Raw genomic sequence first — 25,120 nt, forward strand, 5'->3', positions numbered from 1 at the left:
TAATCAATGGATTAGGATACTCATATATTTCCACACTAGGTAAAATATGAAATGGATGGTTTTAGTTTGTTGATATTCAATTAGTAATTAGATCAATTTTAACTGAAAGAGGTATTAATATTCACGTTAAAGTCAAAAATAGGACGTTTTGGCTATTACATTTGTGATTATTTCCGGATTAATATAAAATTAATGTTAAATTATGGTCTCTTGATAGATGAATTTAGCCGTTTCATCGTATTTTTGCCTCCATTCCCCCTTAACATTTATTTAAGAGTTATCCATTTCGGTGGATTTACTTTCGGAAAAGTTTTGTAAAGCCATAAAGGATATATATGCTTTTTTTGTGTTCTACATAATCTATAACATTAATTATACATTAACCCCACTAAACATTATGAATTATGAAAACAAAAATTACTCTCTTATTACTCGTTAACATCATTTTTTTTCAACAGGTCTATTCCCAGTGCACGGGTGTTGATTTTGAAGAGCGAAATGGAATTGCAATTTTGGAAATGGAAGCTAAATTAGCTGGAAGCTGGCGTAAGGAATCAGTTCCGGATGCATCCGCAAATTCAGCTTTGGTTTATAGAGGAAACGACTCATTTGGCGCACCCGGTAGTTCTGTTATAACATATAGTGTGAGGATTAATTCTCCAGGAACATACAGGTTTATTTGGAGGAATAAAATCGGGGTAATCGCCAGCTCCAACCCCTCTACTGAACATAACGATTCCTGGCTGAAAATCAATGCCTCTGATTTTTATGGTTTAAAAGGCTCACATAGGGTTTACCCAGGGGGGTCTGGTAAATCTCCAGTCGCAAATGGGGCTACATCTGGCGGGTATTTTAAAATTTTCACCAATGTTATAAATTGGAGTTGGTCTACTCAGACCAGTGACCACGATGATCATTTTATATATGCCACTTTTAATCAAGCTGGTGTTTACTCCATTCAGGTATCTGGAAGATCTTCCGGACATTCTATAGATAGAATGGTTCTCTACAAGGAGGGTAGCTATTCTGCATCCAGTGCCCAAAACTTATCCACAGCTCAGACAAATTGTAGCGGAGGTTCTACCCCTCCAACAACTCCACCCCCCCCTACGCCTCCAATACCACCGGCTAACAATATCCCACCAACTGTAAGTTTCTCTAACATTACCAACGGACAGAACTTTTCAGTAGGTAGTAGTTTATCTGTTGGGTTATCTGCAAACGATTCTGATGGAAATATTTCCAAGTATCAAATTTTTGTAAATAATACTCTGGTAGACACGGATGGGGCAAGCTATTCGCCCTATTTGCTTAACCAGTTAACAGCAGGAAGTTATGCTTTAAAAGCAACGGTTACCGATAACAGTGGAGCAAGTACCTCGGCAACGGTTAACTTCACGGTAGGCGGTAGTTCTCCAACACCACCAACACCACCAACACCACCTACAACACCACCTTCCGGCAATAATCCACCATCTGTAATTTTTACCAACATTACTAATGGGCAGAATTTTGCAGTTGGCAGCAGTTTATCAATTGGATTATCTGCTAGTGATCCGGGCGGAAGTATTGTACAACATCAAATTTTTGTTAACAATTCTTTAGTGGACACAGATGGAACTTTTTACACGCCACATCTACTTAATCAAATGAGTGCAGGAAATTATGGTATTAAGGCAACGGTAACTGATAACAGTGGAACCAGTACATCGGCAACTGTGAATATTACTGTTGGGGGAACTTCTCCAACGCCTCCTTCCCCGACTCCTCCAACTGGCGGGAATAAAGCTCCTACAGTTAGTTTTACGACCTTAATTGATGGTCAACAGGTTAATCCAGGCAGCACGGTATCAGTCGGTGTGTCTGCCAGCGACAGTGATGGAAGTGTAATTAAATATCAAATTTTGGTAGATGGAATAGTGGTGGATACGGATGGAGCGAGCTTTACACCTCATCCAATTGTAGGAATTACAGCGGGGAATCATGAAATAAAAGTGATTGTAACTGACAATTTGGGAGCCACAGCATCGAAGACAATAAACATTATAGCTGGTTCTGGCCAGCCTACGTCACCCACTGTTCCCACGATAAGTTTTGATTTAATCAATGCCTCCTCCAATGCAAACCTTGGTCCAATCTCCAACGGAGCATCGCTGACTTCTATTGCGGCTCAAGGTGTGAATATAAGAGCAAATGCCCCAACAAATACTAAGAGTGTAGTATTTATACTAACAGGAGCATTATCCAGAAGTTGGGTAGAGTCTTTCGCACCTTATGCTCTATTTGGAGATGAGAATGGGAATTATGTTCCTGCAAATCTTTTTAATGGATCATATACTTTGAATGCTGTTGCATATTCAGGTAGTAGTGGTTCTGGTAGTGTAATTGCGACCAAAACGATTAGTTTTAATGTGGGATCTACTTTAGCTGCAAAAACTATCGCCTATCCCAATCCAGTTAAGAGTGATGGTAAAATTTCCCTGAAACTTCCAGAAGGCACTTCAGGTGATTATAATTACAGTGTTACCAATGCCGTTGGCATTCAACTTGAACAGGGTAAATTTATTGCTAAGCCATCCCAAACGGATGTGGATTTGCAATTATCCAACATTGGTAGACAGATGAAAGGGGTTTATTATCTTACCCTTACTTCATCCAATTCAAAACAAACTATACCTATCATTAGGGAATAAACGTCTAGATTTGTCATTATAATAAAATCAGCTTCAATCTTGAAGCTGATTTTTTTTGATTTTAGTACTTCTACATTACTAAAGGCAAGAGTCCCTTCATACTATAAGCCATATACATGAATTAGTTTAATTTGGAATAAGCAGACATTGTTATGGCTCGATCTTGTAATGAAATGGTTCGGCAATCGACCAAACAATTCTAGGATTTTATTGTATGTTTATGAAATAACAAGAGCAATGCCCGAAACCTTTAAAATATATACAACTGCAATTTTGGTGTTTGCCAATTCCTCCAAGGAAGAATTGAAACATAAGGCCATCCCCAAGGGTAGTGTATTATTTCAAGGTTTAACGGAACATGCAATAAGTACTGCAAAAAAAACAGGACTTCCCTTTTTTCTTATTACTGAAAAGGAGCAATATGGAAAATCTTTTGGGGAAAGGTTTGTAAATGCAATCAAATCCATTTTCGATAAGGGATTTGATAATGTCATTACCATTGGGAACGATACGCCCCAACTAAAGGTTTCCGATATACTGAAAGCTTCGGGATATTTGAGAGCAAATAAGTTTGTTTTGGGTCCCTCGAGGGATGGAGGTTTTTATTTAATGGGACTTAATAAATCCCAATTTGATGATACGGTTTTTAGGGATTTGCCTTGGAAAACAAATTCACTCATCAAAAAAATTACTGAACTTATTGAAGTTTCGAATATTCAAATAATTCAACTTCAAACCCTGTTGGATCTGGATAATTATACCGATCTAAAAAGGATTCTAAATGGGTTTAGGACATATTCAGCAAAGATCTTTCATATAATTAAATCCTTAATAGTACCGGGGAAAAAATATATTCATCATCGGAGCATATTCATAAATTTTTGCTTTGTAAGCAATTATTTTAATAAAGGTTCCCCTTCCTGTTCTACCGTCTTTTCTTAGTTGAGGAAATCAATTTCCAAATCACTTTCGCCCTTATCGTTCAAAATTTTAATAACGGGACTCTACATTAGTATTGTTACTTTTTATCCGGTATTAATATTGCTATAACGGATGTGGTCCTAAAACACATTAATTCAATAATAATGGAAATCCACTTAACAAATGGCTTCCAAAAAATATAACTATAAAAAATATATAATGGCAGATTCTTATTATGACCCAGCGGATTTACGCAAGTTTGGAAATATAACCGAATGGAGCGAGGAATTGGGAACCAAGTTCTTTGATTATTACGGAAAAGTATTTGAGGAAGGTGCCCTGAGTGCTAGGGAGAAATCCCTTATAGCACTTGCTGTAGCCCATGTGGTTAAGTGTCCTTATTGCATTGATGCATATACAAAGGACGGTTTGCAAAAGGGGATAACCAAAGAGGAAATGATGGAAGCGGTACATGCTGGCGCGGCCATTGAAAGCGGTGCCACCTTGGTACATGGGGTTCAAATGATGAATAAATACAAGAAGCTATCCATGTAATACACGAAGCTTTCTTGATTAAGGATATGCCTAATTTTTAGAAATGGTTTTACAGAAAGGTGCGGGCCGAAAAGCTCAACTTTCTGTAATCTTTCAGAGATATGGCGTACTAATAACAGAATACGATTATAATGGCAACGAAATCTTTAAAGGCAAGGCACGAAGACCTTGTGATGGACAACAAACAAATGGAAATCCTTAATGGTGGAATTTTTGAGGATGGGGAGCTGCCCTATTTCAAGGATAAAATTGCCCATACTGGGCAGTTTCCACTGCGTCCCAAAAAATTGGAAATTCTACAGATTAATGTAGGCTATATGTGCAACCAGGTTTGCGAACATTGCCATGTGGATGCCGGTCCGGACCGTAAGGAAATAATGACCAGGGAAACCATGGAAATGTGCTTGGAGGTCATCCGTAATACTTCTGCCCATACTTTGGATTTAACCGGGGGTGCACCAGAAATGAATCCGGATTTTAGGTGGTTTGTGGAAGAGGCTGCCAAAGCTGGAATAAAAGATTTTATTGTGCGCTCCAATCTTACCATCATTAGGGCGAACAAGAAATATTATGATCTTCCCCAATTTTTTAAGAAACACAATATCCATGTTATTTCATCTATGCCACACTACACTCGTGGAAAAACGGATAGACAGCGGGGAGAAGGAGTTTTTGATCTATCCATAAAAGCACTTCAGGAGTTAAATGCGGTTGGATATGGTATGCCGGAAAGTTCCTTAAGGTTAGATTTGGTTTATAATCCCTCAGGGGCCTTTTTGCCTGGAGATCAGGTAGCAATGGAGCGCGACTTTAAAAAGGCGCTCAAGGAGGATTTTGAGATTAATTTTCACAACCTTTTTTCCATTACAAATCTACCCATAGCCCGTTTTTTGGATTATTTGATTGCATCGGGGAATTATGAAGATTATATGTATTCCTTAGTTGAGGCCTATAATCCTTCGGCCGTTGCCAATGTAATGTGCACCAATACCATTTCAGTGAGTTGGGATGGATGGCTTTACGATTGCGACTTCAATCAGATGTTGGGATTAAAAGTGGCCAGTAAAATTAGACATATTAAGGATTACAATGAAGATATCCTAAATGACAGGAACATTATAATTTCACAACATTGTTATGGATGTACGGCAGGGGCGGGGAGCAGCTGCCAAGGTTCCGTTACTTAGAATCTTTTGCATTTTTCTGATTAAAAGTCAGATGATAAATTGGAAAATAAATGGACCATTTGGTTTGTAGCGGATAAAGAATGTCGTTAAGATTGCTTTTTTTGTGTATTTTATCGATTTAAAGTTATTTTTAGCTTTATTTTTTAAATAAAAGACCAAAATTAGAGTTAGGGTAACAGACTTATAGGTCTGTTTATAGAAAACCAAATCTTATGGACAAACAATTGAAGCGCATGGCAACCATGCAGCGCATACAAACTACCGGCTTAGAGATTTTTTACCAAAAGGGCTATCATAATACCAGTATTGACGATATTTTAAAGGAACTCCGCCTTTCTAAAGGTGCGTTTTACTACCATTTTCAATCCAAGGAAGAGTTTTTCATTAGTATTGTGCAAAACCTTTTATTTAGAAAAGTCTACAGCAGTCTAATAGAACCCATTGAGGGCGAAGAAGACCCCTTGAACAAGATTGCAGCTTGTTTTGATAATGCATTGGAAACTGCAGAACATAATTTTCTGGATTACGGATTCGTTCTGAGTAATTTCATTACCGAATTTAACGGGAAGAACCCTGATATCATGAATTATCTTCAGGACATTTTAAAAGTGTGGGAAGTTAACTTGGTAACCGCCCTACAGAAGGGAAAAACGGACGGATATGTAAACAGGCATATAGATAGTGAAGCAGTAGCCACTTATTTAATATCATCCTATATTGGTATTCGTACCTTGATGGTTGAAGGAAATGGTAAAATGTTACGCTACAAGTATATTCAACAGCTTAGGCATTACTTTAAATTAATAGAGCATAAGGAACCTGCATAATTTATTGTTTTTCTAAAGTGCCTATCATTGTTTCCAGGCATCTTACCTAAAGTAGTTTGGTTTAGATAAGATAAACCATGGAACCTTGCTTTAGTTTTATGTGCGATTTTGGAGTCGCTACTAAAAGCACATGAAGTTCTATTTTTTGCTACTTTTTTAATATTTCCTCAATTTTTAAAACAACATCCTCTGGAGAAATGGTGCGCATTGCGTTTTCATAACCAATAGGGTATTTGTTTCCATAAACCGAGGTTGGAATCAGAGGAAATTGTTCCCTATCTGCCAACATTGCATAATTGGAATTTTGTCCAAAGGGATAAAATCCTGCATAAGGATGGGTAACTCCCCATAGTGTTATTGTTGGTATTCCAAACAAGGCAGCTAAATGCGCATTTCCACTATCCATAGCCACCATTAAATCCAGTTGGGAAATTAAGGCCAATTCATCCTGGAATGGTAATTTGCCCACCAGGTTGATACAATTACTGAATTTGGTTTCCCATTTTTCCAGTTGTTGCTGCTCGTTTTTTCCGCCTCCGAAGAGTAGTATTTTGTTTTGATCTGTATTATTCAGTGCATCCACTACTTTTTCCATCAAATCCAAAGGGTACATTTTGCCGTCGAAAGCGGCAAAAGGAGCTATGCCGATCCATATTTTTCCTTTGCCATCCACCAAGTTAGTTGTAGCAGATGCAATGGATCTTACAGGAAGTACGGTGGCTGTTTGTAAATCTATGGGCATTCCTAGTTTTCCAAAAACATCCGCATAACGCTGGTGGGTGGTTTTAAGTTGTCGAAATTCCTTTGAATGCAAAGCAGTCAAAGCTTTTTTTTCTGCCCGGCCCTTGTCTATCTGAACAAAGGGTGTATTCCCCAACTTAAAATACCTTTTTAGGATATTGCTGCGCAATACATTGTGCAAATCGGCAACTGCATCTATGTTTAAGTTTTTAAGTTCCTTATATAGCTTCCAAAGACCAAATATGCCTTTGTGCTTTCCCTTTACATCCGCCTCGTAAATGCTTACATTGTCAAGGTTTTGAAAAATAGGTTTGAAGAAACTTCTGGTCAGTACCGTGACTTTTAATCCTGAATATTCCTTAACCAAGGTGGATAGGACAGGAACCGTCATGGCCACATCGCCCATTGCTGATAAACGAATGACCAGTATGTGCTTTTTTTGATCAGCCTCAAGGGGAGTTGTATTAGTTACATCCTTTACTTTCCCCTCAACATCCTTTGAAGTACTTTTCTCCTTTACCATCAATTCTTTTGTTGCAGGGCTAAGATAAGCTATCCATATTTTGGAATCAGGGCGCTTTGCGAAGAACAGGGTTAAGTTCATTGTCATTATACATTTTCATCTGCTTATAGACTTTCATGTATTTCTTGCCAGATTCAATATCCAATAATAGTTGATCTATAGCATAACATAGATCTTTCTTCTGTTCCAATAAAATGTTAAGCTTGGTGCTGCATTTTTGAATATGATCTTGGGTGGCGTCCTTTCTGTCTACTTCTTCCTGCATATGATATATCTTTAAAGCCAAAATGGATAGTCGGTCTATGGCCCAAGCTGGACTTTCCGTATTTATTGTAGCATTTTTATCTTTTTCAACCGATTGGTATTTATTTAGGAAGTAACTATCTATAAATTCAACCAAATCTGTTCTATCCTGGTTACTGGAGTCGATTTTTCTTTTGAGCTTAAGTGCTGCAACCGGTTCAATATTGGGGTCCCTGATAATATCTTCATAATGCCATTGCACGGTGTCGATCCAATTTTTACGATATAACAAGTGGGCAATATCTTCTTTTGGATATGGATTGCTGAACGATTGGGACACATCATCCACTAAATGATATTTTTCTATGCTTTCTTCAAATATTTTATAGGCAAAATCACTGAACATAACTACAATATTTTAAAACAAAGATACCGTTTATTTAAAAAACGCATTTTATTTATTTAGAAGCTATTTTGTGGGTTGAAGACTTAAGGAATTAATGATGTTTCACAGAAATATCGCAAGTTTTGAAAGCAAATCATAAGAAACTTCGGTTTCATTTATAAATAGCCTTCCTAATTCATTATGATGTTGGTCAGAAGTACAATAAAAGGAATAATTACGGAGGCCATGAGTACTATTTCCCTGATACTATCTTTTTTGATGGATTGGACATAGGTGGTAATAAAGACTACTGCAGGAAAGAACGTTATAAGAATGGGGTGTGTATCCGGGGAAGACTTAAGGATCTTTACCAACAACCCAATAAGGAAAAGAACCAGAATTAGACGCATAGTAACCAATTTACCTACCCCAACGTTGCCTAATTTTAGAAACGCCAAAAAGCCGCAGAGTAAAACGGTAAAAACATAAAGAAACAAAAGGGTGCTATTACTCCAATCATAAAAATAAACGGCATTGAACTTAAAATCGAAAAAATAATGATTCCATAAAAAGTCCATATTGTTGCTCAGCACCAGAACTGCCAGCATAATTAGGAACATCGCTATAATTGCAGCAAAAGGAACAAGCCAATTTCTAATATTTTTTGGATCATAAAAGTATATGGCAATGACAACCATTATAAGGTATAAAATGGCCCAGTCGTAAAACAAACTGGCAATCAATATCCAAAAGGTGGCATCAAAAATTTTTAGTTTAATATTTTTTAGAGACCGGAAACTTAGAATACGACGAATGGCAAGCAACAAAAAAAAGCTACATAGTATGGCATTGGAATCGGTCAACACTTCCGGGAACAGTACGATCAACAAGGTATAAAATAGGATGGCCAATGAATTTCCGCCGGTTATTTTATTTCTTAAGGTAATAAAATTAACTACAAAAATGCTAAAGGATAAAAATCCTAAAATTGCTGTTTGACCCAATATTTGTTCTGGAGAATACGATTTTTGGAACAGGAAAAAGTGGACAAACCAATAGAAGAAAAATAGAAATACCAGAAGTATTATGTAATTTATTGGTTTTGTTCTTCCAAAAATGCTTGAAATCATCCTAGGTTTTTATATTTTTGCATGGTAAATATAATTAAGATGGATGCATTTTTTTACGGTATTGAGGATTTATTTGTAAATGTGCTTTTTGCACCTTTCGACGCTTTGCGTAGTATGGAGAATTGGTGGGGAGCAAATACATTGAATTGGATTTTAATGCTGATTGGCGCTGCTGCCTTCGTATATTGGATGTTGGAGTTGAAAAAATACAATGATAGCGGCGAGGAAGACAAGGACGTAACAGCACACTCTTACCTTTAATCTTTTTTCGGATTTCTGCTTGGCTTAAGGCTTCTTTTTTGAAGCTGTGGTTTTACCTAAGCTTTATTTGAGGGCAATAATAAATATAAAAAAGGGATAGCAAACGCTATCCCTTTTTTTTTATTTTGTCCTAAGACCGAGTATTTGTTGTAAAACTTTTTACTTAAGATCGAATCCTAGGTCTTTACGATAATACATTTTATCGAAATGTAGTTTTTCAATGTTTTTATAGGATTTTTTTAGCGCCTCTTTGAAGTCGGAGCCGTATGCGGTAACTGCCAATACCCTTCCGCCATTGGTCAAGACCTTGCCGTCTTTTAATTCTGTGCCTGCATGGAATACCACGGCATCTTCAATTTTGTCAAAACCAGTTATTTCCATTCCTTTTTTATAGGTTTCTGGATAGCCCCCGGATACTGACATGACCGTTGTAGCTGCCCGCTCATCTATTTCCAGGTCTATACTGTCCAAGGTTTGGTTAGCCACTGCTTCAAAAACCGTAACCAAGTCGTTCTTTATTCTTGGTATTACCACTTCGGTCTCCGGATCTCCCAGTCGTACGTTGTATTCAATTACTTTTGGTTCTTCCCCAACTTTTATCAATCCAATAAATACAAATCCCTTGTATGGCAAATTATCCAATTTAAAGCCTTCTACGGTAGGTTTTACGATTCGCTCAAGTACTTTTGCCATAAAGGTTTTATCTGCGAAAGGAACAGGGGAAATGGCCCCCATACCACCAGTATTCAATCCGGTATCCCCTTCACCGATTCTTTTATAGTCTTTTGCCGTAGGTAAGACCTTAAATCCTTTTCCATCGGTAAGCACAAAACAGCTCAGTTCAATTCCGTCCAAAAACTCCTCAATGACCACAGTAGTACTGGCAGCCCCAAATTTGGAGTCGATCAACATGGTTTTCAGTTCGGACTTGGCTTCTTGCAGGTCGTTCAGAATCAAAACCCCTTTACCAGCGGCCAATCCGTCAGCCTTAAGTACGTAAGGTGGTTTTAGGGTTTCTAAAAAACCATATCCCTTTTCCAGGGTTTCCGCCGTAAAACTTTCATAAGCAGCTGTTGGAATGTTGTGCCTCATCATAAATTCCTTGGCAAATTGCTTGCTTCCTTCCAAAGTGGCAGCTGCCTTTTGAGGACCAATTACAGGGATATTTTTTAAGGCAGGATCGTTAAGAAAAAAGTCGTGCACCCCATTGACCAAGGGGTCTTCAGGGCCTACAATAACCATATCGACTTTTTCAGAGAGCACACATTTTTTAATGGCTTCAAAATCGTTTACACCTATGGGTACATTTTTCGCTATGGTAGCCGTCCCCGCATTTCCGGGAGCCACATAAAGATTTTTAAGTTTTGGACTTTGTTTTAATTTCCATGCTAAGGTATGTTCGCGCCCACCGGCACCAAGGATCAGGATATTCATTCTTAAAAAATTTCCCCAAAAATACGGTTTGAAATGGATATTGGACATACTTAAGTCAAAATATATATCTATTTCAAGGATAATGTTAAATAAAAAAACCCACCTCAAAGGGTGGGTATGTTCTATTTTCTATTTCTATCGGAAAAATCCCGATGTTCTGTTTTTCTTAATTCTTCAGCCGTAAGGGTTTTGAAGAAATCCCAGGTTCTTTTCATACCTTCCTTTCTACTAACTTGAGGCTCCCAGCCTAATATATCCTTCGCTTTTGTAATATCTGGTTGACGTTGCATAGGGTCATCTTGTGGTAAGGGTTTGTATATTATCTTTTGGTCTGTGCCAGTTAAGTTGATAATTTCTTCTGCAAATTCCTTAATAGTTATTTCATGCGGATTGCCAATATTCACGGGAAGTGTATAGTCGCTCATCAACAGTCTATAAATCCCTTCAATTTCATCGTCTACAAAACAAAAAGAGCGTGTTTGCGAACCATCACCAAACACCGTCAAATCCTCTCCACGTAAAGCCTGTCCCATAAATGCTGGTATTACTCTACCATCATTTAATCTCATTCTAGGGCCATAGGTATTAAAAATCCGAACTATCCTTGTATCTACACCATGAAATCGGTGGTATGCCATGGTAATGGATTCTTGAAACCGTTTGGCTTCGTCATAAACTCCACGAGGTCCGATAGTATTCACATTGCCATAATACTCTTCTGTCTGGGGATGTACCAATGGATCACCGTATATTTCAGAAGTAGAGGCAATAAGGATCCGAGCCTGTTTTTCCTTGGCTAATCCCAATAAATTATGTGTCCCCATAGCTCCTACCTTTAAGGTTTGAATAGGAATCTTTAAATAGTCGATTGGACTTGCTGGGGAGGCAAAATGCAGTATATAATCTAATTTCCCTGGAATATGTACAAATTTTGTAACATCATGATGCTGAAATTCGAATTGCTCCAAGGTGAAAAGATGTTCAATATTCTTAAGGTCGCCAGTGATTAGGTTATCCATGGCAATTACATAATGACCTTCTTTGATCATTCTATCACAAAGGTGCGATCCCAAAAAGCCGGCAGCGCCGGTGATAAGTACTTTTTTCATCAATTAGTTATTTTATAGTCAAATTGGCAGCACCCAAATTTAGTGGATTTAGGCATTGATAAAAATAATTATGGTCTAATAGCCAAAATATTGGGGTAAAGTGTGATTATTATATTAGAATATTTCAGAAAAAGTTTAAATAGTAATATTTGTTTAATGAGTTATTGTTAACTTAATTAAGATAATATCTCAATACGCCTTTTTGTCTCCCGAAATTGCATTCATGACTGTTTGCACAATTATTTTAAGATCCATGAACAAGGACCAGTTTTCAATATAAAAAATGTCAAATTTAGTTCGGTTTAATATATCATTATCCGTTTCAATTTCACCTCTGTACCCTCGGACCTGGGCCAAACCTGTAATCCCGGGCTTAACGAAGTGGCGTAGCATGTATTTATCCACCTTATTGGCAAACTCGTTGGTGTGCTTTACCATATGGGGTCTAGGACCAACCACCGACATATTCCCAAACAATACATTGTAGAATTGTGGAAGTTCATCAATACTGGTTCTACGGATAAATTTACCCACTTTGGTAGTCCGCATATCATTTTTAACGGCCATTAGACTATCGGCGTGATCATTGGGTGCCATGGACCGAAATTTATAGCAATAGAATTCCTTGTTGTCTATACCATTTCTTTTTTGTCTGAAATATACAGGCCCTTTGGTTTCCAATCTGATTATTAATGCAATGATTGGGGCCAACCAGGATAGAATACCAATCACCACAATTAATGAAAATACAATATCGAAACCTCTTTTTAGCGCAGAATTTAAGGGATTGTGCAAGGGAATGTCCCTTAGCGATAGGATTGGAATATAATCGTAGTATTCAAAGGTTAGTTTTTTGGAGAAAATGTTCTTATTGTCCGGTATAAATTTCAGGGTTTTTAAATTATTATCGGCAAAGTTGATAAATTCTGTTATTTGATTGTTCTTTAGTTCTGAAACTGAGCAATAAATTTCGTCGATATTATTCTCCACTATATACACGAAAGTCTTATATATGTCAAAAGCAGGATCATTTGGACTGAATTGCTTCATGAAATGATAGCCGAACTCCCTTCTTACATTGAAAACGTCGATCAACTGATCGGTTTTCTTGTTCTTTCCGATGACTACCACATTCCTCATGTTCCCTTTTACACTCTCACGGTATTTCATTAAAAGGATATAATTCAAGAATTTAATTGTAAATATGGCAAGCCCAACACTTACAAAATATTCTCCAAGGGCCAATCGGCTCATATTGGGCTGCTTAAAAAACCCAATGAAGGCGTACAAAATTAAAAATAAAAATACGAATTGATTAAAAAGTAATTTTAGAATATAGGATACTTTGGTATACCTATAAATTTCATAGAAGTTGTTTTTAAAAGAAAGAATAATCCACGCCAAGCTTAGATAGGAGTGAAAAAGTATGGGGTATTCAAAGTTGATGGGAAGAATGTTGGCAAAAAGATTAATCACCAATAAATCCACCGCATAGGATATGGGGGTAATGAGGCTGGAATAACGGTGTTTTTTGGAAAACATCAATTTTGGTCCGTACTATTTTAGGTATCAACTTGGGCAAAGATAAATTTAAATATGAGAATAGATGACCTATAAATTTCGTAGAGACACATTTTTAACGATTAAGATATTATTTAGTGTAAACCAAGTTTTACTGGCATTAGGAAAAATCGAGTCTCAATTTTTAAATAGAACACCTTTTTGAGAGTTTAATCAGCTTACTCTAAAAAATTAGTTTTAGGATGAAAGTATTTTTAACTTCAGAGGTTATATCCAGCTTTACCTATCTAATTTGACATGCTGAACAAATTAGAAGAATTTCCAGTTCGCCACTAAATTCTATTTTCGTTATACATATGCTCTAAAGTGTTATTAAATGTAAATTCATTGGTAAAATCACCTATATGAGCGAATAATTTTCGAGGGTTTCCTTTTAAAATATCAATTTCATTTTTTCTTACAAATTTAGGGTTGACGTTGACCTTAATGGCATAACCTGCCAATTGATTCATCACGCTAAGTATATAGTTGATATTTATGGCATTTCCGGAACATACATTAAAAATGTCAGATTTAAATTTAGAAAATAGTAACTCGGTGTAGCATTTTACGACGTAGTGAACATCATTAAACTCCCTATAAACGTTAATATTTCCCAATTCTATTTCCTTTTTGTTTTCTTTATAGTGGGAAACAATTTTTGGAATTAAAAAGTGGTTTTCCTGTCCAGTTCCTGTATAGTTAAATGGCCTTACGATAATAATATTTAACCGATCATAATATCCTTTTACCATATTTTCCATTACAAGTTTACTATTGCCGTAATGATTAACTGGTTGAGGACACAGTTCTTCGCCCAGTTCGCCTTCAATATTTCCATAAACAGCTGCACTACTAGCGATTAAAATCTTGGTGGGCAAATAGTCCAACTTTGTAACGGCATTTAAAAGACTTAAAGTACCAAAAATATTGACGTTATAAATATTCTTTTGGTCTTTGGCGGCCACAAACGAAATTGCTGCCAAATGAATTATATACTCGGGCTTTACCTTATTAAGTATTTTAAATAATTCCTCCTCTTCTAATATATCACATTTAAAATGATTTGATGAAGATGGTTCTGTAAAGGTAGTTCCATAAACACCAAATCCACGTTTAGAATAGTACTCTTCTAGGTGTTTACCAGTAAAACCTGTTATGCCAGTAATGAAAATAATCTTTCTAGAATGTACCTCCATTTTCATTTCTTTCCAAGTCTTTTTTAACCATCATATTACACAATTCCTTCAGTGTGGTTTTCGGTTTCCAATTTAATTTTTCATTGGCTTTGGAGGCATCACCAATTAATAGATCTACCTCAGCTGGACGGTAAAATTGAGGATTTACCTTGATTAAAGTTTTACCGGATTTACTGTTCTTACCAATTTCCTTATCCTCCTTTCCTTCCCAAACAATATCTATATCTATGGCATTAAATGCCAAAGAAACAAAGTCGCGAACGGTTTGGGTTTGGTTGGTGGCCAGAACAAAGGTCCCTGGTTCATCTATTTGAAGCATTCTGTACATTCCGTCTACATACTCCTTGGCATATCCCCAATCTCTTTTGGCATCCATGTTTCCTAGTTCCAGAACTTCTTGTTTGCCAAGATATATTTTGGCTACGGCATCTGTGATTTTTCGGGTAACAAATTCTTTACCCCTAAGTGGAGACTCATGATTGAATAAGATACCACTTGTAGCAAATAAATTGTATGATTCTTGGTAATTTAGGGTAGCCCAATGAGCAAATACTTTAGCAACCCCATATGGACTTCTTGGATGAAAAGGGGTTTCCTCATTTTGCGGGATAGCATGAACTTTTCCAAACATCTCGGATGTGGATGCCTGATAAAATCGAATTTTTGGATTAATGGTCCTAATGGCCTCCAATAAATTCATGGCCCCGATTCCCGTTATTTGCGCAGTTGCAATGGGCTGTGTAAAAGATACGCCAACAAAACTTTGGGCCGCCAAATTGTATATTTCATCCGGTTCTACTTCGGAAATAATTCTATAGGCACTTGAAAGGTCTATCAAATCATATTCCAAAAGAATTAAATTTGGATGGTTTTCGATTCCCAATTCTTCTATACGCCAAAAGTTGGTAGAACTGGTTCGTCTATATGTTCCATAAACCTTATAACCCTTTTGTAATAAAAGTTCCGCTAAATATGCAGCATCTTGACCCGTAATACCAGTAATTATTGCCTTTTTCATTTTTTATGCTTTTCTATTATTTCTGCAAAAGTTTTTTTTATGTCTTGTATAAATATTTTCTTGTCAAAAGTCAAGGCAAATTTCCGAATATTCAAAGGATTAAATTTCACATAATTATCTTCAAAATGTGAAATTGCTTCAATCAACGCCGGTACAGATTGTTTGTCAAAATAAACGCCAGTATCTTCTTCATCAATACTTTGACCCTTAAACTTTCCTTTTACAGTCTCGAGAGAGCCTCCCTTTCCGTAAGCAATTACAGGTGTTCCACAAGCTTGAGCTTCAATTGGAATAATTCCAAAATCCTCTTCTGCCGCAAAGATAAAAGCCTTTGCTCTCTGCATATGGTCCTTTAGCACATCAAAACTTTGATAACCTAAAATTGAGATATTATCCTTTGCTTTTTCTTTTATTTTATCCAAGTCCGGACCATCACCAATAACAATTAATTTCTTTTCAGGTGTTTGGGCAAAGGCCTCTACAATTAAGTCTATTTTTTTATAGGGGACAAGTCTAGATGCCGCTAAATAAAAATCTTCCTTTTCAATTTTAAGGGTAAAATCTTCGACCGCAACAGGCGGGTAAATAACTTTATAAGATTTTCTACGATATGTTCGCCATACTCTTTTTTCTATGTATTTTGAAATCGGGATAAATTCATCAACATTATTTGAAGTAGTTCTGTCCCATTTCCTAATATAATGTAAAACAGACTTTGCTAAGAATCCTTTAAGGCCTTTTTTTAAGTTGGATTCATCTAGATATTGATGATAAAGATCCCAAGCATATCTGATAGGAGAGTAAATATAGCAAATATGAGTTTGAAGTGCATTGGTAATTACCCCTTTTGCAACAGCATGGGATGACGAAATTATAACATCATATTCCGAAAGGTCAAATTGTTCTATTGCGAAAGGAAATAATGGTAAATAATTTTTCCATTTCGTTTTGGATTTAGGGAGTTTCTGAATAAAGGAATTGGTTACCCTTGAAGGGTCTATATTGAGTTTAACCAAACTTTTTTCGTCAGAAACAAGAACAAATATGTCAGCTTCTGGATAAATTTGGGCAAACTCTTTAAAACAACTTTCAGAACCTGCAATTACAGTAAGCCATTCGTGAACTATCGCTATTTTCATTATTTAAAGTCTTCTGGTGAAACAGATTTCCAGTGTTTTAGTGCATTTTTAAAATCATACTTAAATACAAAATCATTATTTATGAGATATTGTGGCCTAATATTGGTGGGAAACCCAGCTTTTCTTACTCGAACTGGATGTATATCTGATTTTTTACCAAAAAGTTTAAATCCTTTTAGGACAAAGAAGGCAATAAATGCTAACATTTTTACAGACATTTTCAAAGTTGGTTTTTTATATCCTAATTCATCTTTGGCAATATCAACCATTTCCTTCAAAGGAACTAGTGGATTTTCCGCATAGTTGTAAATGATTAGCCTATCCTTTTTATTAATAGTAAAGAATATGCTCTCTACCAGACCATAGACATATCCATACCCCTTAATGATATTCCCACCATTTGGTAATATAAAAGTACCCTTTTTTAAAGCCTTGATCATTCTGTATACATTTCCTGGGTCTTTGGGTCCAAAAATTACACTCGGACGAACAATTACAAGCCTTCTGCTTTTATCTTCAGCTAGCCATGTTTTATGAATTTCTTCCGCCAATGCTTTTGATATGCCATAGGCAGTTTCTGGGTAAAGTGTAGAAGCCTCTGTTCTTTCATATAAAGATTTGCCATAAGGAGCAATACTACTAGTGAAGAAGATGTTCTTTATACCAGTCTGTCTTGAAAATTCATTAATATTTTTAGCCCCAGGAAGGTTAGTGTCAAAATATTCAGAGTATTCGTGCCCTGGTTCTCTATGTACGGCAGCAAAATTAAATATCCAGCTTTTTTCCAGATCAACGTCTACAATATTGAATTTAATAGGCATCCTAACATCTATTTCAATATAAACGACTCTGCCTTTATTTATCTCTAAATCGAAGCTCAGTAATGGTTTAATATCACATATATAAATTTTTTCAAAAACTGATGATTTTAATAATTGGGATAGGAGGTTGGTCCCTATATAGCCAGACCCCCCGAAAATTACAGCAATAGAATTCATAGTACTATCTAGACTTTGTTGCAAATCTATAATAATGATTTCTAAAATACATTAGAAACATAGGGTTATTAGGAAATCAATGAGATATTAATTTTTAAATTTACTTAATAATAATAGAATTGAAGAGAAAACAGAGTAGATTATAACTCCGTTAAGTCTGTACAAAGAAGATTCTGTATTCAGAGAAATTATAAATAACATTGTAAATCCTAAATGCATAAAACTTTTTGGGCTTATAAGTTTAGAAATTTTTGTACAGGGGTATAATATTAAATATACTAGAGATGTAAGACCCAATATGCCCATATCCAACCATTGTGTGAGATATTGATTGTGTAAGTCAAATCCATGATAAATTGTCCTTGGGTCTCCATGTATTAAGATATAATTTTTAAATATTTGATTGCCCAAGCCCAAACCTTCTCCCAAAATAAAATAATTTTCTTGAATTTTTTCATATGCCAAAGGCCACAGAAAGAATCGTTCATCATCTATAATGAAATGTATTTTTGCTCTTAATAATGGGATATTAAAGGAAAGTATAGCACCCACCAAAGCTAAAGAAATAATACTTATTAATTTTCTGGAAGATATTGTGTTTTTCCTAAAATATAAAACTAGTGCCCAAACATGGATAAGGACATTTATTAAAAGTGGAGTTCTAGCTGAAAGAATAAGTAAATTAAAATTGAAAATAATTAACATTAATATTATTATTCCTTTTTTGGAAAATATTTTTAGATAGTTATTGGATAACAAAAATAAGTTTGCGACTATCAACAAATAACTCCAATATGTTGGATGCGCCCCAATCAGGTGGGGGAATTTAAATTGAACGTAAGTATAACTGTTGCTGTTTAAATTCATTGTCTGAATCCAATCATTAAAGTTATAGATAAACCAAAAAAGTTTACCCAAGGATAAAAAGAATATAATGGTTAAACAGCATATATATATTCTTAATATATAGACTAATCTTTCCTTATTCCAATTGCAGGAAAAAAGTATTAATGGAATTAGGATCATGGAAGTTTGCCTTTCCAAGACCTTGGAGGATATTTTTATATCTGAGGAAACAATTGTAAATAGAACAAAAGTCAAAACATAAATGAGATAGGGCAACAAAAACCTTTTATTCTCTAGAAAGTTATTCTTTATGTTCTTTTCTAAAATAGTGGATAGTACAATACCTATAATAATAAATGGGACAAATCTTTCATTTATAAATATTGCGACTAACGGCAATAATCCGACAAGAAAGGGAAGTATATATTGAGACTTTAAGTTTTTCACTTGTATTAATTTGAGGTCCCACTTGGCTGAATAAGGTCAGTCCGGGTCTTTTTAAAAGTTATTAAAAATAGGGCAAGAAAAAAAGTATAAATCCAACCAGTTTGCGCTGCAAAAACAAATGGATTAAAAAGTAACTCAAAATGAAGAAATACAAAAATGCCAAATAGGATTAAGTTCGATTTTGCCCTATTGGACAAAAATTTAAGTAATAAATAAAGAAATAATTGTATATAGAACAGTGTGAATAATAATCCGTTCCTAAAGAATAAGTCTACTATTAAATTATGGGAAGATTTGTAGTCAGCTTTGTTTATCGTAAAATCAATACTTCCCATACCATGTCCAAACAAATATTCAAATAGTGACGAACCTTTAATATGGCTATTATATATATCAGATAAAATAATACCTCTTCCAGATGACGCACTTTCTATACTGGAATCTCCAGTAAAGACGCTTAAAAATCTATTTTCCAGCTGCGCTTTAACCAAGTCGGATTTGTCGAAGTAATAAATTGCGAAAACACCTAATAGCGTTATTATAAAAGAAGTTCTCAATAATAGAGACAAGGTTTTTTTATTAGTATCGTACAGGCCCAATATAAATAAGGTGAAAATAATTCCCAACAATGCTCCCCTGGACATAGTTAGAATAATTATTACAAACCAATAAAGGCATAAGCCTACTTTAAGGTATCGGTTTTTTATGGTATAAAAACTTATAATCAAAGCTAGCCCCACAATTAAGGCAAAATTGTTCACTCCACCTGCAAACAGTGCTTCAATTCGTTGTCCCCTAGCCTCACTAAAGGAGAACACATGTTCTATTTCTTCGAAGAAAATTCGTATTGTTGCGATAAATACGACCCAAAGAAAGAATTTGTAAAAAAAATCTAAACTTACTTTCTCAATTAAATAATAGGCTATGACAAAAGCTAATATGTTTTGTAGATAAATTATGGTGAAAACACTTTGCTCTTGTGCCAAAATGAATTTATCAAAGATAATATTGATGCCCGTGGTCAATGATAAAAATAAAAATAAAAATAAGGCCAGGAGGGAATATGTTTTTGTAACCAGCACTCCTTTGGAAAGGAAGAATAAGACTATAAATGATAGAAAAATGACAATAGTCGATAAATATACATTCCCTATCCCATCAATAAGGATAAAGTTTAGGGAAATAGTAATTAATAAGGAGGCGAGGATAAATTTAAGAGTCAATAATATCTTCAAAATTTATTTTTTTATCAAAATTTTCATAGATTTCTTCATCTACATTAATCCTTTCGGAATATATACCAACGGTTTTGATGTTATAAACCTTTGCATCGATCAAGCTGCTGGAAAAAAAGCTATAAGCCGTTTTAGACTTCTCAAACCCTTCGTTGATTGAGCTTACAATCTTTGTGTTTTGGGGGAGGTTCATAGTCTCCAACCTTCCCTCGCATGAGGGGTGTTCCTTGATCAACAGTTCCTTGTATGTTTTAGAGAGATATTTAATCGTTGATTCAATAAGAAATAATTCATTCTGTTTTGAGCACAGTCCTACAATGGATAACCCTTGAAGAAGAAATAAAGCAGTTTTCTCGTTTTGTATATTTTTGTTCTTAAGGAACCGGTTATAAAGCTCTGCTTTAATAAATCTAATATTTACTTCCACGTTTTCCATGTCCCATCCTTTTTTATCTATCAAAAAATTTCTTTCTCGATCAGAGTAAACATAATATTTATTTAATTTTATGCCTCCAAATCCTTCCCCCAAGACGAAGATTCCTGAGATTAAATAACCAAACTGGTTAATGATTTTTCTTAAACTTTCTTTGTATCGAGAATGTATTAAAGGAAAAAGACCATGTTGTAAAGCAATAAATTTTATAGACGGAAATTTCTTTCTTAAAAAAAATATGATGTTGTTGCTCACATATCCTTCAGCATTGGATAAATAGATATTAGTTATATTTTTCGATTCGATATATGAAATAAGGTCCTGTACTTTTATCCTCAATTCCTTCTTGGTCCTTAATCTATAAAATATATTGACCAAGGGATTGGCATCTAGGTTATTGTTTAAATTTACCAAATAAGTGTCAAGACCATGAATAGAGGCCATTTCCATATACCTTTTATTCATTGTGCTTTCAAAGACAATTAAACAATTAATTTCTGCCATTTAATATATGCCCAGATTGATTTAAAAATTAAGATAACACTATAAGTTATTAAAAAACTATATGCAGATCCAAGAATATTAAATTCCTTAACAAGTAAGAAATTAAGTACCAGATTAAGCATAAAAGCTAAGCCCATAATTAGGGTAATTGCCCTTTCAGCATGGCAAACATATAAAAAAAGATGTGGAATTAATGAAATATTATAAAGTATGAATCCAAACACCAAGATGTTTAGAAGTTCCAAATGGTCTAGGAATTCTGCTTTTCCAATGATCCTAAAAACATAGCCGCTCCCTAAAATTACCCCTACTCCCAATATAATACTTGACCCTATGGTCAACATTCCAAATTTGATCAGCTCTTTTTTAAATTTCTTTTGATCAGTGCGAAAACTATTGATCAGTTGTGGCAGGTAAATAATATAGAATCCACTAATAATAAACACATTAATTATTGAGGCCATTGAAAAAAGGAAGGAGTAAATTCCGGCAGCTTCAAGGTTAATTTTTTTCCCTATAATAAATTTATCGGAAAATTCTATTCCCTTTATAAAGAGGGCCAAAATGATAAATGGCCATAAGATCTGTAATTTTTTTTTAAGGTTTGAAAAACTTAAAAGACTTAAATTTTGTTTTCTAAACTTATATATTTTATTGTTAAAACTAATGGTTGCCAACAAAAGCAGAAAGGAATAGGATATCACCATTAATAATAAAAGATTATTAAAGTTAAGTGAATTGAAAATATAGACGTAAGCAATAATCAGTACTAGGAAAATTACACTTTTGTAAATCAGTTGAATATTTCCATTTCTGTATTGCTTGCTTATCATTAAATAGCGATAAACTTCTTGGGAGAAATAATCAAACAAACTTATTGTCAGTATAAATGTGGTATTTTTAAGTGTCAATAGTTGTGAAGGCAATATGGTAAATAGGATTGCCATCTGTATGAAGAGCACTATCGGGGAAAGAGTAAGGAAGAATTTTAAATGCTCATTAAAAACTGAATTCTGGGTCGGATTTTCCGCTAATTCACGATTACTTATATTATAATATTCGAGTCCGAATATCATTGTTGAGATAAAAATAAAATAACTTACAAGCTGAAAACTTCCATAATCTTCCAATGAAAGAATTTTAGCCAAATACCCTAAGAGCAGAAATTTAGATAAAATAGATATTCCTCGTGTTAGAACACTTTCTATGCTATTTTTCAAGATAATGACTTTAAAATTCTAGCTGGGTTGCCTGCTACAACTGTATTATCTGGTACATCTTTAGTTACAATACTTCCTGCTCCTACAATACTGTTTTTACCAACTGTAACCCCTGGCAACAAAATACAATTTGCGCCAATCCAAGCCCCTGTTTTAATTTTGGTGTCAATGGCATCAAAATGACCTTGGTCTATTATTGGGTTATTAAATTCTCCGAATTTATGGTTAGAAACATAGATATGTACACCAGATCCTACTAAAACTTGATCTTCAATGATGATTCTACCCTTGTTAGGATCTCTAACATCTGCAAACAACATACTTCCAGGTCTTATAACTACTTTATCACCAATACTAATTTTTGAACAATTAATTGCAAAGGCATAAGGTCTAAATTCTGCGTCTTTTCCAAAATGCTCAAACTTTTTATCACATAATTTTTGCATTGTTTTCTTGAAAAATAATCGCCAATGCGAGAAAGGGCAATCTGGACCTAGGCGGTCTGCTTTATTATCAAACTTTATTTTCTTTATCAAACCTATCATATAAAATTGTCAAAATGATTTATCTATGTATTCAAAATTATCAATGGTTTCTTTATTTTCCTTTAAAATATCGGCAACTTTTCTACTATCAATTAAATGGGTGATTTTATAATTAACATCATTATTGCCTCTAAAACTATACTGCCCTAAGTTAAGTTTTTCTATTTCGTAATCGGGTAATTTTGTGTGTGCAACATTGTATAATTGTCCATTAATTGTGAATGAAGTAAAATTGCTTTTAAAATCTATTGTATTATGATTAACACTACCTACCAAATCTTTTACATTTTTAGGGTACAAATGCACAAAAAATTTACTTTCGCGCTGCATACTATTCAATGAATCTTTTTTTAGAAATATTATTTCCTTACTATCATTAATAGACGCAATATATATTCGATAGATACTGTCTCTATAAATGCTGCGTTGATTTAATAGTTTAGCGTATGCGCTGTTGGAATTTAGAATGGCCTGCTGTTCATTATTACGGTGCTCTATTTGCGAATTTCTTTTTCTAATTTGAAAAACAAGAAGCAATACCAAGAGAATTGGAAGTGTAATTCGGATCAATTGTTTTGTAGAAAGCTTCAAGGATAAAGATTATATAATGGTTCTATAAAAATACTGAAACTAAAATTATCTTCTTAATTTTTAAAGTGCTGTAAATACCAAGCGTCCAATACCTGAATTATTACAATGAGAAGAATTCCATTCGCCGACACTTTTGACGTTAACAATGGTCCGTATCGAAAATTCATAGGTAACACTAGGCGCTAAAGCAATTAACGGTAGGTTATACCCATAATCACCGCCCTTAGGCACACCCTCAGTGTCAATTAAAATTCCTTCGCCTTCTTTAAAACCTTGCGGACCGTATTCAATTTCATAAACTACTTCGTCATAAGGTTGACAATAGCTATCGTTAAAGCCATAATCCCTAAGCCATGACAACTGTAGCTCTTCGCCATTAACGACTCCTTCAGTTAAAAAAGCGGCATTGTTTACTGGTGATTTAAAACTTAAGACCTTTGTGTATTCTGAAAATGAAGAACCGCATTCAACTCTAACGAATACATCATAATTGGTGGCTGCCTTTACATACTCAGCATATTCATTATGAAATGTCTGTTTTTTAATGTTGAAAGAACTATTGCTATCTCTCTCAAATACTAAACCGCTACCTTTTTCCTTACGCTCCTCTACAATTTCAACAATATAATTGGTTTGATTTGCTAAATAAAAAGTAATATCATAACCATCATTGTTAACGATTGTTGTATTGGCTATGATGCATGGTGAGGTTAAGTTTTCATCATCAGTGTTTATGTTTTTTGTTTCCCAATCACCAAAAGTATCTCCACATTTTCCTCTTACAAAAAAAGTATATTCAACAAATGGTTCAATATCTGGAAAATCAAAACGATTAACGTTACTCTCTATCGTATATATCTGGGCTTCAACGGGGTTGTCAGTGCCACTTAGCAACATGGCAACTTGCCATTCATCAGCATTTCTATCTGGTATCCAAAAAGCATTAAAATAACCATTTTCGACATAACCCATGAATCCTAAATTATCAGTATTTAGCTCATAACAGGTTAGCGTCGTAAATGTATAAGGATTTGTGGTGAATTCTCCCATTATCACAGCAGTACAAATAGATTTTAAGTAAAAATCATAAATAGTATCTGGTTTTAAGTTTTCTAGTGTAACACTCTCATCTGATGTATTCCCTTTAATGCCTGTGCCAAGAGTAAAGCCTTTTTCCCCATATTCATAATTTGAAGCAAAGCCTTGGGTCTCTAGCCATTTAATGGTGACGCTGTTTGCTGTTAAGGTCTCTAAACCTATTTCAACATTTCTTAGGCATATTTCTTCGGATTCTTCTATGGTATCATCAGTTTTACAGTTCAAAAAAGAACAAACAAAAATTACAAAACAAGAATTTTTAAATTTCATAGTACAAG

The 25,120-nt window shown here is 34.8% G+C and carries 23 protein-coding genes; 6 read left to right on the top strand and 17 right to left on the bottom strand.

The annotated features are described in order from the left end of the window. The first annotated feature begins 404 nt into the window (after positions 1 to 404). From H4O18_RS02710 to H4O18_RS02730, 5 genes are all read left to right on the top strand, one after another. Entirely contained in the window at positions 405 to 2,693 is a 2,289-nt protein-coding gene (locus H4O18_RS02710; protein ID WP_187581552.1) for an Ig-like domain-containing protein, read from the top strand. Positions 2,694 to 2,930: 237 nt separating this feature from the next. Beyond that, complete coding sequence (locus H4O18_RS02715; RefSeq protein ID WP_187581553.1) at positions 2,931 to 3,635, top strand: TIGR04282 family arsenosugar biosynthesis glycosyltransferase; 705 nt, start codon at positions 2,931 to 2,933, stop codon at positions 3,633 to 3,635. 198 nt (positions 3,636 to 3,833) lie between these two features. After that, positions 3,834 to 4,169 (top strand): arsenosugar biosynthesis-associated peroxidase-like protein, encoded by a 336-nt coding sequence (locus H4O18_RS02720; RefSeq protein WP_187581554.1) that lies wholly within the window; start codon positions 3,834 to 3,836, stop codon positions 4,167 to 4,169. A 131-nt stretch (positions 4,170 to 4,300) separates the two neighbouring features. Continuing rightward, the gene (gene arsS, locus H4O18_RS02725) at positions 4,301 to 5,356 is read left to right on the top strand and encodes an arsenosugar biosynthesis radical SAM (seleno)protein ArsS (protein WP_187581555.1); all 1,056 of its coding nucleotides are present in this window, start codon (positions 4,301 to 4,303) and stop codon (positions 5,354 to 5,356) included. 212 nt (positions 5,357 to 5,568) lie between these two features. Next, positions 5,569 to 6,183, top strand: coding sequence for a TetR/AcrR family transcriptional regulator (locus H4O18_RS02730; protein WP_187581556.1), 615 nt, complete (start codon positions 5,569 to 5,571; stop codon positions 6,181 to 6,183). Positions 6,184 to 6,331: 148 nt separating this feature from the next. Here H4O18_RS02730 and H4O18_RS02735 read toward each other — a convergent pair whose 3' ends face one another. From H4O18_RS02735 to H4O18_RS02745, 3 genes are all read right to left on the bottom strand, one after another. After that, complete coding sequence (locus H4O18_RS02735; RefSeq protein WP_187581661.1) at positions 6,332 to 7,330, bottom strand: glycosyltransferase family 9 protein; 999 nt, start codon at positions 7,328 to 7,330, stop codon at positions 6,332 to 6,334. 163 nt (positions 7,331 to 7,493) lie between these two features. Then, positions 7,494 to 8,096 carry a DUF4254 domain-containing protein gene (locus tag H4O18_RS02740; RefSeq protein WP_187581557.1) on the bottom strand — a complete coding sequence of 201 codons (603 nt, stop codon included), beginning with the start codon at positions 8,094 to 8,096 and terminating at the stop codon, positions 7,494 to 7,496. A gap of 170 nt (positions 8,097 to 8,266) precedes the next feature. Continuing rightward, the gene (locus tag H4O18_RS02745; protein WP_187581558.1) at positions 8,267 to 9,205 is read right to left on the bottom strand and encodes a hypothetical protein; all 939 of its coding nucleotides are present in this window, start codon (positions 9,203 to 9,205) and stop codon (positions 8,267 to 8,269) included. 39 nt (positions 9,206 to 9,244) lie between these two features. Between H4O18_RS02745 and H4O18_RS02750 the strand changes: the two genes are divergently transcribed. Next, on the top strand, positions 9,245 to 9,466 hold the full coding sequence (locus tag H4O18_RS02750; RefSeq protein ID WP_187581559.1) for a DUF6341 family protein: 222 nt from the start codon (positions 9,245 to 9,247) through the stop codon (positions 9,464 to 9,466). 159 nt (positions 9,467 to 9,625) lie between these two features. On the opposite strand, the gene purD is transcribed toward H4O18_RS02750, so the two are convergent. From purD to H4O18_RS02820, 14 genes are all read right to left on the bottom strand, one after another. Beyond that, positions 9,626 to 10,900, bottom strand: coding sequence for a phosphoribosylamine--glycine ligase (gene purD / locus H4O18_RS02755; RefSeq protein WP_187581560.1), 1,275 nt, complete (start codon positions 10,898 to 10,900; stop codon positions 9,626 to 9,628). Between the two features lie 122 nt (positions 10,901 to 11,022). After that, the gene (locus H4O18_RS02760) at positions 11,023 to 12,009 is read right to left on the bottom strand and encodes a UDP-glucuronic acid decarboxylase family protein (RefSeq protein ID WP_187581561.1); all 987 of its coding nucleotides are present in this window, start codon (positions 12,007 to 12,009) and stop codon (positions 11,023 to 11,025) included. Between the two features lie 189 nt (positions 12,010 to 12,198). After that, positions 12,199 to 13,551 (bottom strand): exopolysaccharide biosynthesis polyprenyl glycosylphosphotransferase, encoded by a 1,353-nt coding sequence (locus H4O18_RS02765; RefSeq protein WP_187581562.1) that lies wholly within the window; start codon positions 13,549 to 13,551, stop codon positions 12,199 to 12,201. A 311-nt stretch (positions 13,552 to 13,862) separates the two neighbouring features. Then, a complete protein-coding gene (locus tag H4O18_RS02770) occupies positions 13,863 to 14,774 on the bottom strand; it encodes a GDP-mannose 4,6-dehydratase (RefSeq protein WP_246473912.1) in 912 nt (303 codons plus the stop codon). Then, positions 14,752 to 15,786, bottom strand: a complete 1,035-nt coding sequence (gene gmd / locus H4O18_RS02775; protein ID WP_187581563.1) for a GDP-mannose 4,6-dehydratase — start codon at positions 15,784 to 15,786, stop codon at positions 14,752 to 14,754. Before gmd ends, H4O18_RS02770 begins: the two co-directional genes overlap by 23 nt. Continuing rightward, complete coding sequence (locus tag H4O18_RS02780; protein ID WP_187581564.1) at positions 15,783 to 16,925, bottom strand: glycosyltransferase; 1,143 nt, start codon at positions 16,923 to 16,925, stop codon at positions 15,783 to 15,785. Before H4O18_RS02780 ends, gmd begins: the two co-directional genes overlap by 4 nt. Continuing rightward, complete coding sequence (locus H4O18_RS02785) at positions 16,925 to 17,923, bottom strand: NAD-dependent epimerase/dehydratase family protein (protein WP_187581565.1); 999 nt, start codon at positions 17,921 to 17,923, stop codon at positions 16,925 to 16,927. Before H4O18_RS02785 ends, H4O18_RS02780 begins: the two co-directional genes overlap by 1 nt. Before the next feature lie 87 nt (positions 17,924 to 18,010). Next, complete coding sequence (locus H4O18_RS02790; RefSeq protein ID WP_187581566.1) at positions 18,011 to 19,216, bottom strand: O-antigen ligase family protein; 1,206 nt, start codon at positions 19,214 to 19,216, stop codon at positions 18,011 to 18,013. A 5-nt stretch (positions 19,217 to 19,221) separates the two neighbouring features. Further along, entirely contained in the window at positions 19,222 to 20,451 is a 1,230-nt protein-coding gene (locus H4O18_RS02795) for a hypothetical protein (protein WP_187581567.1), read from the bottom strand. Next, positions 20,429 to 21,328, bottom strand: a complete 900-nt coding sequence (locus H4O18_RS02800; RefSeq protein WP_222942316.1) for a hypothetical protein — start codon at positions 21,326 to 21,328, stop codon at positions 20,429 to 20,431. Before H4O18_RS02800 ends, H4O18_RS02795 begins: the two co-directional genes overlap by 23 nt. 38 nt (positions 21,329 to 21,366) lie before the next feature. Next, positions 21,367 to 22,608: an oligosaccharide flippase family protein gene (locus H4O18_RS02805; RefSeq protein ID WP_187581569.1), complete on the bottom strand. Its 1,242-nt coding sequence runs from the start codon at positions 22,606 to 22,608 to the stop codon at positions 21,367 to 21,369. Beyond that, positions 22,605 to 23,153: an acyltransferase gene (locus H4O18_RS02810; RefSeq protein ID WP_187581570.1), complete on the bottom strand. Its 549-nt coding sequence runs from the start codon at positions 23,151 to 23,153 to the stop codon at positions 22,605 to 22,607. The genes H4O18_RS02805 and H4O18_RS02810 overlap by 4 nt, the downstream gene beginning before the upstream one ends. 9 nt (positions 23,154 to 23,162) lie before the next feature. Beyond that, a complete protein-coding gene (locus H4O18_RS02815) occupies positions 23,163 to 23,744 on the bottom strand; it encodes a hypothetical protein (protein ID WP_187581571.1) in 582 nt (193 codons plus the stop codon). Positions 23,745 to 23,804: 60 nt separating this feature from the next. After that, the gene (locus H4O18_RS02820; RefSeq protein ID WP_187581572.1) at positions 23,805 to 25,112 is read right to left on the bottom strand and encodes a fibronectin type III domain-containing protein; all 1,308 of its coding nucleotides are present in this window, start codon (positions 25,110 to 25,112) and stop codon (positions 23,805 to 23,807) included. Positions 25,113 to 25,120: the final 8 nt, after the last annotated feature.

It is taken from the genome of Arenibacter arenosicollis, assembly GCF_014397245.1.
Classification (GTDB): domain Bacteria; phylum Bacteroidota; class Bacteroidia; order Flavobacteriales; family Flavobacteriaceae; genus Arenibacter; species Arenibacter arenosicollis.